Below are 9,805 nucleotides of genomic sequence, written 5' to 3'. Positions count from 1 at the left end.
ACGCCCGGTTACATTCCGAACCCGGAAGCTAAGCCTTTCAGCGCCGATGGTACTGCAGGGGGGACCCTGTGGGAGAGTAGGACGCCGCCGAACAACCCGCCCTTTTAGCTCAGTCGGTAGAGCGTCTCCATGGTAAGGAGAAGGTCAACGGTTCGATTCCGTTAAAGGGCTCAGAAAAGAAGGCCCCCGCCTGTTGGCGGGGGCCTTCTTCGTTTTCCGGGACTTTCCACGGAGAACGGAGAACACAGAACGGGGACAGGAAAGAGGCCGGCGCCCTCGCGGGCACCGGCCTCTCGCGTTCACTCGCCCTTCAGCGGCTCCGGAAGGCGCATCGCCAGGATCGCCATGTCGTCCGACGCGGGCTCCACCGCGAAGTGCTCCACCGCCCGCAGGACCCGCGCGGCGACCGCGCCGGCCGTCAGGCCCGTACACGTCGTCAGGACCTCCGTCAGACCGTCGTCGCCCAACATCCGGGTGCCCTCGCGGCGTTCGGTCACGCCGTCCGTCACGCACAGGAGCACGTCGCCCGGGTCCAGGGTGACCGTCTGCTCGTACAGCTCCAGGTCCTCCATGACGCCGAGCAACGGCTGCGGATCCGCGGCGGGTTCGACGGTGCCGTCCTGGCGGAGGCGGAGCGGGAGAGGATGGCCGGCGCAGACGACCTTGAGGACCGCCGAGCCGTCCTCCTGCGGCCACAACTCCCCGTAGAGGAGCGTGAGGAAGCGGCTGCGGGCGCCCTCGTCGAGGATCGCCGCGTTCAGCCGCTCCAGCACCGCCGGGCCGCCGAAGCCCTCGCGGGCCAGCAGGCGCAGGGCGTGCCGGGCGAGGCCGGTGACCGCGGCGGCCTCCGGGCCCGTGCCGCAGACGTCGCCGATGGCGAAGCCGTACGCGCCGTCGCGGATGGGGAAGAGGTCGTAGAAGTCGCCGCCGACCTCGTTGCCCTCGCCGGCGGCGCGGTAGATGACCTCGACCTCGACGCCGGGGATCTGCGGCAGGCCCGGCGGCAGCAGGCTGCGCTGGAGGGAGCGGCTGATGGCCATGCGCTCCGAGTACAGGCGCGCGTTGTCGAGGGCGAGCGCCGCCCGGCGGGAGAGGTCCTCCGCGAGCTCCAGGATCTCCTGGCGGAAGTGGTCGTCGGCGGGCCTGCCGAGGGTGAGCATGCCGATGACGCGGTTGCGGGCGAACAGCGGCAGGACGACGGTCTCGCCGCCGACGGCGGCGGCGGTGGCCAGCGTCGTGCTGATCCCCGAGGACAGCGGTCCGGTGTGCTCCTGGCCCAGCTCGGCCATGGACGTGGCGAGCGCGGCGCGGTGCGCGGCGTCGGCCGGTGCGTGCCAGACGCGGGCGCCGGGGGTCGGCACCGGGTCCGGCGGGGCGATGGAGGCGAGCAGGGCCTTAAGTCCGTCGATGCGGTCCTCGTCCTCGTGCAGCACGTACGAGAGGCTGGGCTCGGAGGTCTGGTCGGCGATCGTGTAGACGGCGCACCAGGTGGCGAGCGTCGGCACGGTCATCTGGGCCATCAGGGCCAGCGTCTGGTCCCGGTCGAGGGTGCCGGCCAGCAGGTCGGAGGCCTCGACGAGGAAGCTGAGCGAGCCGCGGCGCAGCCGCTCCAGCTCGCCGAGGCGGGCCGACTCGACGGCCAGGGCGATCCGGTCGGCGGCGAACTGCAGGCGCAGCGCCTCCTCGTTGGAGTACCGGCTCGGGCCCTCGGCGGCGACGCCGAGCGAGCCGGTGAGGCGGCCCTCGACCTTGAGCGGCACGGTGACGACGGAGCGCATCCCGGTGCCGTCGAGGAGCGGTACGGCTCCGGGGACGGCGGAGAGGTCCTCGTGGACGGCCGGCATGCGGGCGGAGCCGTACCGGCCGGCGCCGGCCTCGACGGGGACGCGGGCGAAGCGCTGGCGCGCGGAGGGCAGGCCCGTGGTGGCCCGTACCTCGAGTTCGGTCTCGTCGTCGGTGGCGAGGAGCAGGAAGCCGGAGTCGCCGTCGAGCATGTCGCGGGCGCGTTCGACGGTGCGCTGGAGCAGTCCGTCGAGGTCGTCGGGGGCGGGGGAGCCGATGAAGACCTCGAAGGGGTCGGCGGCACGGCTCTCGGAGCCGGCGTCGGCGACCGGCGGGCGCAGCGGCGTCTGCAGGACGGCGCGCTCGTGGTCGCGGACGAGGAGGCAGACGGTGGACGGGTGGCCGTGGGTGTCGCGGACGCGGAGATGCGAGGCGTACACGGGGACGACCCGGCCGTCGTGGCCGCGGAGTCCGTAGCTGCCCTCCCAGCGGGAGAGCTGGAGGGCCTCGGCGAGGCCGGTGCCGATGCCTGGGGTGTGGGGCCAGGCGGCGAGGTCGGCGAGGGGCTTCCCCAGTACCTGTTCGGGTGAATAGCCGAAGAGGTGTTCGGAGTCCTCGTTCCAGGAGGTGATGGACCCGTCGCCGTCGATCTGGACGACGGCGACGCGGACCCGGTCCTCGGTCGCCGGCAGCAGGTCCACGGGGAGCGCGGGGCCGGCCGTACGCGTGCCCACGGGGCGCGCGGGCAGGTCGAGTTGGAACCACACCTTCTTGCGGGTGGCGGTGTACTCGACGCCCCAGCGGCCGGCGAGCGCGGCGCAGAGCAGCAGGCCACGGCCGTTCTCGCGGTCGGGATGGGCGAGGGTCCGGCCGCCCTGGAGCGGGATCTCCCGCTCGGGGTAGTGGTCGGACACCTCGACCCGTACGCCGTGGTCGCTGCGCAGGCACAGCACGTCGGCGGCGGTGCCCGCGTGGACGACCGCGTTGGTGACGAGTTCGCTGGTCAGGACGACGGCGTCGTCGACGACGTCGGCATGGCCCCAGCCCTGCAGGGTGTCCCGTACGAAGGCGCGGGCGGTCGCCACGGACCGGCCTACGGGGTCGAAACTGGCGGCGGCCCGCGCGGTGATCACAGAACTCCTCGTACGCGTCTCGACGCCCGGCTCTGCCATGGTCGGCTGCCCCTCCCGGTGCCCGGTGGTCGTGCTGCGCGTCACACCGCCCCGGCCGGGCAGCGCGGAGCGGTTGGACAGTCGGATGCCAGGTTACTTACCTTCGCAGTCCGGGCGGGTGCCGGTCGTCACTGTTTCCGTCCCCCGGAGTCGGGGACGCTATGCGAAGTCGCCGAACTGTTATGGCCTGGTTCGGCTGCAGTGAAACACTGGGAAGGCTTCCGGGTACAGCGGAAGCGGTGCTGCGCGGAGCGGCACGGTCGACCCCTGCGGGAGGGACACGGTGGAGTCTGGCGTGACGGCGCGACGCGGCAGCGGTACGCGCGCGAAAGGCGGACGGTCCCGGAGCAGTGGGACGGTGCAGGTCGACGCGGCGGCGCTGCAGCGGCTGCTGGTGGCTCTGGCGGCGATGCGGGACGGTAACTTCCGCCGCCGGCTGACCGTGAACGGCGACGGCGTGATGTCGGAGATCGCCGCCGTATTCAACGAGGTCGCCGACCGGCAGCTGCATCTGACCGGGGAGCTCTCCCGGGTGCGCCGGGTGGTGGGCCGGGAGGGGAAGCTCTCGGAGCGGTTGGAGGTCGGGCCGAGCGAGGGCACCTGGGCGGCCGCGGTCGAGGCGGCGAACCAGCTGGTCGACGATCTGACACGGCCGGTCTCCGAGGTGGGCCGGGTGCTGTCCGCGGTGGCGGAGGGCGACCTGGAGCAGCGGATGGAGCTGCGCTCGGAGGGGCCCGAGGGATCGGTGCGGCCGCTGCGCGGGGAGTTCCTGAAGGTCGCCCGTACGGTGAACAACCTGGTCGACCAGCTGTCGGCGTTCACGGACGAGGTGACCCGGGTCGCGCTGGAGGTCGGCACCGAGGGCAAGCTGGGCGGTCAGGCCCAGGTGCGCGGTATGTCGGGTTCCTGGAAGGACCTGACGGACTCCGTCAACACGATGGCGTACCGGCTCACCGCGCAGGTGCGCGACATCGCCATGGTGACGACAGCGGTCGCCAAGGGCGATCTGTCGCGGAAGGTCACCGTCCATGTGGACGGCGAGATGCTGGAGCTGAAGAACACCGTCAACACGATGGTGGACCAGCTCTCCGCCTTCGGTTCCGAGGTGACCCGGGTGGCCCGCGAGGTGGGCACCGAGGGCGAGCTCGGCGGCCAGGCCGAGGTGCCGGGCGCGGCCGGCGTGTGGAAGGACCTGACGGACTCCGTCAACACGATGGCGGGCAACCTGACCAGCCAGGTCCGCGGGATCGCCGAGGTCACGACGGCCGTCGCCAACGGCGACCTGTCGCAGAAGGTCCGGGTGAGCGCGCGCGGCGAGGTGGCCCAACTCGCCGACACCATCAACCAGATGACCGAGACCCTCGCGGTGTTCGCCGACGAGGTGACCCGGGTGGCGAGCGAGGTCGGCGCCGGCGGTGTGCTCGGCGGCCAGGCGCAGGTGCCCGGCGCGGCCGGCACCTGGAAGGACCTCACCGACTCGGTCAACACGGTCTTCCGGAACATCACCACGCAGGTGCGGGACATCGCGCAGGTGACGACGGCGGTGGCGAACGGCGACCTGTCGCAGAAGGTCACCGTCGACGTCAACGGCGAGATGCTGGAGCTGAAGAACACCGTCAACACGATGGTGGACCAGCTCTCCGCCTTCGGTTCCGAGGTGACCCGCGTCGCCCGGGAGGTCGGCGTCGAGGGTCTGCTCGGCGGCCAGGCGCACGTACCCGGTGCGGCCGGCACCTGGAAGGACCTCACCGACTCGGTGAACACCGCCTTCCGCAACCTCACCGGACAGGTGCGGGACATCGCCCAGGTGACGACGGCGGTGGCCAACGGCGACCTGACGCAGAAGGTCACGGTCGACGTCGCGGGCGAGATGCTGGAGCTGAAGAACACCGTCAACACGATGGTGTCGCAGCTGTCGAACTTCGCCGACCAGGTGACCCGGATGGCGCGCGACGTGGGCACGGAGGGCCGCCTCGGCGGTCAGGCCCGGGTGGAGGGCGTGTCGGGCACCTGGAAGGAGCTCACCGACTCCGTCAACTTCATGGCCGGCAACCTGACCTCGCAGGTGCGGCAGATCGCCCAGGTGACGACGGCCGTGGCCCGCGGCGACCTGTCGCAGAAGATCGACGTCGACGCCCGCGGCGAGATCCTGGAGCTGAAGAACACCATCAACACGATGGTCGACCAGCTGTCCGCCTTCGCGGACCAGGTGACCCGGGTGGCCCGCGAGGTGGGCACCGACGGCCGCCTCGGCGGCCAGGCGCAGGTGCCCGGTGTGGCCGGCGTGTGGCGCGATCTGACGGACTCGGTGAACGGCATGGCCGGGAACCTCACCGCCCAGGTCCGCAACATCGCGGGGGTCGCCACCGCGGTGGCCCGCGGCGACCTCTCCCAGAAGATCGACGTGGACGCCCGCGGCGAGATCCTGGAGCTGAAGAACACCCTGAACACGATGGTCGACCAGCTGTCGAACTTCGCGGAGCAGGTGACGCGGGTGGCCCGTGAGGTGGGCACCGAGGGCATCCTGGGCGGCCAGGCCGAGGTGCAGGGGGTCTCCGGCACCTGGAAGGACCTCACCCAGTCGGTGAACTTCATGGCGAACAACCTGACCAGTCAGGTGCGCAACATCGCCGAGGTCACCACCGCCGTGGCCCGCGGCGACCTGTCGAAGAAGATCACCGTCGACGCCAAGGGCGAGATCCTTGAGCTGGTCACCACCGTCAACACGATGGTCGACCAGCTGTCGAACTTCGCCGACGAGGTGACCCGGGTGGCCCGCGAGGTGGGCACCGAGGGCATCCTCGGCGGCCAGGCCCGGGTCCGCGGCGTGACCGGCACCTGGAAGGACCTCTCCGACAACGTCAACCTGATGGCCAACAACCTGACCAGCCAGGTGCGCAACATCTCCCGCGTCTCGGCGGCGGTCGCCAACGGCGACCTGTCGAAGAAGGTCACGGTCGAGGCGCGCGGCGAGGTCGCCGAGCTCGCCGACACGGTGAACACCATGGTGAAGACGCTGTCGTCGTTCGCCGACGAGGTGACCCGGGTGGCCCGCGAGGTGGGCACCGACGGCATCCTCGGCGGCCAGGCCCGCGTCCCCGGCGTCTCGGGCACCTGGAAGGACCTCACCGACTCGGTGAACGGCATGGCCGACAACCTGACCGGTCAGGTGCGGCAGATCGCCACCGTCACCACCGCGATCGCCAAGGGCGATCTCACCCGGAAGATCGACATCGACGCCCGGGGCGAGATCCAGGAGCTGAAGAACACCATCAACACGATGGTCGACCAGCTGTCCAACTTCGCCGAGGAGGTCACCCGCGTGGCCCGCGAGGTGGGCACGTACGGGCAGCTGGGCGGCCAGGCCCGGGTACGGGACGTCGACGGCACCTGGCGCGACCTGACCGAGTCGGTGAACGAGATGGCCGGGAACCTGACCCGGCAGGTGCGCGCGATCGCCGCCGTCGCCACCGCGGTGACCCGCGGCGACCTCAACCTGAAGATCGACGGCGTGGACGCGGCCGGTGAGATCCAGGCCCTGCAGGACAACATCAACACGATGATCGTCAACCTGCGCGACACCACCCTCGCCAACGAGGAGCAGGACTGGCTCAAGGGCAACCTGGCCCGTATCTCCGGTCTGATGCAGGGCCGCCGGGACCTCGACGACGTGGCCTCGCTGATCATGAGCGAGCTGACCCCGGTGGTCTCCGCGCAGCACGGTGCGTTCTTCGTCGCGATGCAGGCCGGGGCGTCCGGCGCGGCCGACGTGGGGGGACGGGAGGAGGGCCGGTACGAGCTGCGGATGCGCGGCAGCTACGGCTACTCGTCCGGCTCGATGCCCACTTCGTTCCGGCCGGGGGAGACGCTGATCGGGACGGCCGCCGAGGAGAAGCGGACCATCCAGGTCAACGTGCCGCCGGGGTACCTGAAGATCTCCTCCGGGCTCGGCGAGGCGTCGCCGGCCCATGTGATCGTGCTGCCGGTGCTGTTCGAGGGGAAGGTGCTCGGCGTCATCGAGCTGGCGTCCTTCCAGCCGTTCACGCAGATCCAGCGGGACTTCCTCAACCAGCTCGCCGAGATGATCGCGACGACGGTCAACACCATCAGCGTCAACACCAAGACCGAGGTGCTGCTCAAGCAGTCGCAGGAGCTGACCGAGCAGCTGCGCGAGCGGTCCGCCGAGCTGGAGCACCGGCAGAAGGAACTGCAGACCACCAACGCCGAGTTGGAGGACAAGGCCGAGCTGCTGGCCCAGCAGAACCGCGACATCGAGGTGAAGAACACCGAGATCGAGGAGGCCCGGCAGGTCCTGGAGGAGCGCGCCGAGCAGCTCGCCGTCTCCATGCGGTACAAGTCCGAGTTCCTCGCCAACATGTCGCACGAGCTGCGCACCCCGCTCAACTCGCTGCTGATCCTGGCCAAGCTGCTCGCCGACAACGCCGAGACCAACCTGACGCCCAAGCAGGTCGAGTTCGCCGAGACCATCCACGGGGCCGGCTCCGACCTGCTCCAGCTCATCAACGACATCCTGGACCTCTCGAAGGTCGAGGCGGGCAAGATGGACGTCTCCCCGACCCGGATCGCGCTGGTCCAGCTCGTGGACTACGTGGAGGCCACGTTCCGCCCGCTGACCGCGGAGAAGGGCCTGGACTTCTCCGTCCGGGTCTCGCCCGAACTGCCCGCCACCCTGCACACCGACGAGCAGCGGCTGCTGCAGGTGCTGCGCAACCTGCTGTCGAACGCGGTGAAGTTCACCGACACCGGCGCGGTGGAGCTGGTGATCCGGCCGGCCGGCACGGACGTGCCGCAGTCGATCCGGGAGCAGCTCCTGGAGGCCGGCACGCTGCGCGAGGCGGACGGCGACCTGATCGCGTTCTCGGTGACCGACACCGGCATCGGCATCGCGGCGGGCAAGATGCGGGTGATCTTCGAGGCGTTCAAGCAGGCCGACGGCACGACCAGCCGCAAGTACGGCGGCACCGGACTCGGCCTGTCGATCAGCCGGGAGATCGCCCGGCTGCTCGGCGGCGAGATCTACGCGGCCAGCGAGCCCGGCCGCGGCTCGACGTTCACGCTGTACCTGCCGCTGCACCCCATCGAGCTGCCGCCGCACGGCTACCCGCAGACCGGCGCGCCCGACGGTCAGGCCGACGGCATGGACGCGCTTGCGGACGAGACCGCGCCGCCGGCCCTGGAGGCCGCCCCGCGGACGCCGACGCTGGCTCCGGTGGAGGCGCGGTCGGGTGCTGCGGCGCTGTTCCGGCACCGCCGCAAGGCCGCCGGGTGGGGCGCGGGCGGCCAGGCCGCCGGGCTGTCGGCCGGGGCCGTGCCGGGGCAGGAGGCGTACGGGGCGGCCGAGGAAGAGGAGGCGCCGCGGCGCACCTTCTCCTTCGGCGGCGAGAAGGTGTTGATCGTCGACGACGACATCCGTAACGTCTTCGCGCTCACCAGCGTCCTGGAGCAGCACGGTCTGGCGGTGCTGTACGCGGAGAACGGCCGGGAGGGCATCGAGGTCCTGGAGCAGCACGACGACGTGACGGTCGTGCTGATGGACATCATGATGCCCGAGATGGACGGGTACGCGACGACGACGGCGATCCGGCGGATGCCGCAGTTCGCCGGGCTGCCGATCATCGCCCTCACCGCGAAGGCGATGAAGGGCGACCGGGAGAAGGCGATCGAGTCCGGGGCCTCCGACTACGTGACGAAGCCGGTCGACCCGGATCACCTGCTGGCGGTGATGGAGCACTGGATGCGCGGGGAGTGAGCGGACGGGCCGGGTGAGCGAGCGGACCGGGTGGGTGGACGGGCCGAGTGGGCGAGCGGACCGAGTGAGCGGACGGACTATGCGAACCGAATGTGCCCGAAGGCGTGTGGGACGGCGGTGTTCGGGGAACCTTCTCGTCTCTCACAGCGTTTCTGCTACGTGCACAGTGACATCACGGTGACAGGGTGTGGCGACAGGCGGGGTGCGGCTACGATGACCGGCACAAGGACGGACGGCGCATGGGAGTCGTCTTCTGGGGCGGCCCCCGGTGCGGCCCCCGGCACGACCGGCCGGGGAGAGCCCACGCCGGGGCGAGGAGGACGGGGCATGGTGCAGAAGGCCAAGATCCTCCTGGTCGATGACCGGCCGGAGAATCTGCTGGCGCTGGAGGCCATCCTCTCCGCGCTCGATCAGACGCTGGTGCGGGCATCGTCCGGGGAGGAAGCGCTCAAGGCGCTGCTGACGGACGATTTCGCGGTCATTCTGCTGGACGTCCAGATGCCCGGCATGGACGGTTTCGAGACCGCCGCGCACATCAAGCGGCGGGAGCGGACGCGGGACATCCCGATCATCTTCCTCACCGCCATCAACCACGGCCCCCACCACACCTTCCGCGGGTACGCGGCCGGCGCGGTCGACTACATCTCCAAGCCGTTCGACCCGTGGGTGCTGCGCGCCAAGGTCTCGGTCTTCGTCGAGCTGTACATGAAGAACTGCCAGCTGCGCGAGCAGGCCGCGCTGCTGAGGCTGCAGTTGGAGGGCGGCGCCGGCCCCGCCAGGGAGTCCGCCGGGCTGCTCGCCGAGCTGTCCGCCCGGCTCGCCGCGGTGGAGGAGCAGGCAGAGGCGCTGTCCAAGCAGCTCGACGACGACTCCGCCGACGCGGCCGCCGTCGCCACGGCGGCCCATCTGGAGCGCAAGCTCACGGGGTTGCGCCGGGCGCTCGACGCGCTGGAGCCGGGCACGGGCGGAGCGCCCAGCCTTCCCGCACAGGCCTGACGTTCCGTCATTCCGCGGCGTCCGCGGTGAACGGGCGTCAGTTTCCGGCCCGGTGAGGGGCGACACGGACGGGTGAAGCGGTGGG

At 70.9% G+C, this 9,805-nt stretch carries 3 protein-coding genes, 1 tRNA gene and 1 rRNA gene; 4 read left to right on the top strand and 1 reads right to left on the bottom strand.

Annotated features, from left to right (window positions below; all coding sequences use genetic code 11):
- Together rrf and ACGFMM_RS28500 are read left to right on the top strand one after the other, a co-directional pair.
- Positions 1-93 (top strand): 5S ribosomal RNA (gene rrf / locus ACGFMM_RS28505); the annotation flags it as partial.
- A gap of 5 nt (positions 94-98) precedes the next feature.
- Positions 99-171 (top strand) — tRNA-Thr (locus ACGFMM_RS28500).
- A gap of 128 nt (positions 172-299) precedes the next feature.
- On the opposite strand, the gene ACGFMM_RS28495 is transcribed toward ACGFMM_RS28500, so the two are convergent.
- A complete protein-coding gene (locus ACGFMM_RS28495; protein ID WP_393649322.1) occupies positions 300-2,954 on the bottom strand; it encodes a SpoIIE family protein phosphatase in 2,655 nt (884 codons plus the stop codon).
- A 283-nt stretch (positions 2,955-3,237) separates the two neighbouring features.
- On the opposite strand from ACGFMM_RS28495, the gene ACGFMM_RS28490 reads away from it, so the two are divergent.
- On the top strand, positions 3,238-8,724 hold the full coding sequence (locus tag ACGFMM_RS28490; protein ID WP_393649321.1) for a HAMP domain-containing protein: 5,487 nt from the start codon (positions 3,238-3,240) through the stop codon (positions 8,722-8,724).
- 327 nt (positions 8,725-9,051) lie between these two features.
- Positions 9,052-9,720 carry a two-component system response regulator gene (locus ACGFMM_RS28485; RefSeq protein WP_393649320.1) on the top strand — a complete coding sequence of 223 codons (669 nt, stop codon included), beginning with the start codon at positions 9,052-9,054 and terminating at the stop codon, positions 9,718-9,720.
- The last annotated feature ends 85 nt before the right edge of the window (positions 9,721-9,805 follow it).

The organism is Streptomyces sp. NPDC048604, from assembly GCF_043199435.1.
GTDB lineage: Bacteria > Actinomycetota > Actinomycetes > Streptomycetales > Streptomycetaceae > Streptomyces.
This window is presented reverse-complemented; position numbering and strand designations above follow the sequence as displayed.

Coding starts and splice junctions, on each gene's coding strand:
- ACGFMM_RS28495 (WP_393649322.1), bottom strand. CDS start 2,954: ATGGCAGAGCCGGGCGTCGAGACGCGTACGAGGAGTTCTGTGATCACC.
- ACGFMM_RS28485 (WP_393649320.1), top strand. CDS start 9,052: ATGGTGCAGAAGGCCAAGATCCTCCTGGTCGATGACCGGCCGGAGAAT.